Annotated in this window: 2 protein-coding genes and 1 pseudogene; 2 read left to right on the forward strand and 1 reads right to left on the reverse strand. The window is 40.0% G+C overall.

Annotated elements, in window-relative coordinates; all coding sequences use genetic code 11:
- Nucleotides 1-125 precede the first annotated feature (125 nt).
- Together NFS18_RS19230 and NFS18_RS19235 are read left to right on the forward strand one after the other, a co-directional pair.
- Entirely contained in the window at nt 126-302 is a 177-nt protein-coding gene (locus tag NFS18_RS19230) for an ATP-binding protein (RefSeq protein ID WP_251393184.1), read from the forward strand.
- Nucleotides 303-334: 32 nt separating this feature from the next.
- A complete protein-coding gene (locus NFS18_RS19235) occupies nt 335-529 on the forward strand; it encodes a hypothetical protein (protein ID WP_251393185.1) in 195 nt (64 codons plus the stop codon).
- Nucleotides 530-1,140: 611 nt separating this feature from the next.
- Here the strand turns inward: NFS18_RS19235 and NFS18_RS19240 are convergent.
- Nucleotides 1,141-1,959: pseudogene (locus tag NFS18_RS19240) on the reverse strand (relaxase/mobilization nuclease domain-containing protein); the annotation flags it as partial.

The following is a 1,959-nucleotide window of genomic DNA, read 5'->3' on the forward strand; positions in this document are numbered from 1 at the left end:
AATGTAAAGCGGTTGAAAACACAGTAACTATACGGGTTTTTCCATAATTGGTACCGCCAGCGTGAATAATTCAGGTTGTATATGGTACAGCAGCAAAATTTGTTTAAAGGCGAGAGGAATCTATAATGAGTAATGTTATTATGATGTGCGGAGTATGTGGTTCTGGTAAAACAACTTACGCAAAGCAGAAAGAAAAAATGGATATGTCAGACTTTCGATTGATGAAGAACTATGGAAAACTTATGGAAGGAAAGGTATTGATTACCCGGATAGCCATTATGAAGAATTATGAGAGAAAGTAGGAGCTATGCTTTGTGAGAGATTAATTCGCTTTATGAAAGACGGAAAAAACGTAGTAATTGATTTCAGCTTTTGGAGTAAAGAAACTCTGCAAAAAAGACTGAAAAAAAGAAATACGCTTTTAAATGTTAATTCTCCATTCATAATAACTAACGAAATATTAGAGCATCATTACAATAACTTTGAAGACCCGCAAGGAGAGGGAGAAATAATTCTATTGCAGGATTAAGTATAACAGATAAAATCATTTATTTTGAAAATGTTATTTAACTCCCAAAATGGTTGATAGTTTATTTAAGAGCGACAGTCGAGTGCTGCCGCTCTTTGCAATTACAGAAAGTTATTATTGACCGACCATAGCCTTTTATAAAAAGAGGGGAAATTACCTATGATTTTCACGGAAGTATACAAGGAGGTCGGTATGAATACGTTAGAAGTGCTTACGTTAGTGCTGGTGATTTTTGCAGCCTTGACATACATAGACAATAAACACAACCGCAAGTAACGGAAAAGGCTATCTTCTACTGCAATAGAGGATAGCCTTGTAATCCGTTTGATTTTTAAACTGGTTATTGTTTCCGATTGAACAACCATCGGACATGCCATATCCTCCGGCTTCTAAGATGATTATAAACCAACACTGCGAATTTTGCAAGAGGGTTTAGGAAATGGGGGTGCTTCGGCACTCCTATTTTTTTGCAGATTTGCAGACTATATTACAGGAATATGGTCTTGTCTGCAAGGAATTTTTTTGTTTTTATAACAAGGTAGGAAGGAATGGGGAGTTATGCACATTTCCATGATGCTTTTTTGCATTTAAAGCCCTTTTCAGACACAGAATTACCGGGAGGGTTTGTTATCCCGGTCTGGCTGTTCCTGTGCCTTTTTAGTCGGCTCTGTGCGCCCTAAATACTGGTTCAGGTTCTCCAGTTTCCGGTTCAGCGATTTCAATTCTTTTTTGCTGTTTTTGTAGGTGGCAGTAAGTTCTTTTTTCTGTGCGGTCAGCGCCTGATATTCCGCTTTCAGCTTGTCGATGTTCAAGCCTTTTAAGGAAATGCCCGCCTGTTCCAGCATACGCCTTGCGCCGCCATATAGGATAATCTGGCTCTCATACTTGCGGAAATATGCGTCAGGATTTTTCGATTTCTTATAGGCAATATGGTAGGATTTGTTGGCTTTGTACTGTTCTGCATATTTAATGATTTCCGCAAGGTCTTTGATGCGGTTCTCCAGTTTGCGGACGGTCTGCTTTGCTTCTTTTCCGGTGGCGGAAGCGGCAGAGATTTTTTGTTCCAGTTCTGCGATGCAACCTACCTCATTATATGCCTGTGCAGCAATCTTTAAATTCTCCACCGCCGCCCGCCTTTGCAGTCCCGGACTGTTCTGGAATTTCTCATCAGAGGTATCAATCAACCGCCTGTCTGCATAATCTCTTTTCGGGATAACTGCTTTCCGTTCCCGTTTTAATTCAATCCGTTCTTTGCTGCGTTCCTTCGTGTATTCCTTTCCGAGTGACTTGATGCTGCCACGCACAAAACGGTCTTTGCCGAGTGGACGAAAGGAGATAAACTTGAGGGCATTTTCGAGCTGTTGACAAACCTCTTGCCAAAAAGATTTACATATAAGAAAATATATGTATAGATTAATCCTTGGGGTGAT

Source organism: Mediterraneibacter agrestimuris, assembly GCF_943193195.1.
In the GTDB taxonomy this organism is placed as follows: domain Bacteria; phylum Bacillota; class Clostridia; order Lachnospirales; family Lachnospiraceae; genus Schaedlerella; species Schaedlerella agrestimuris.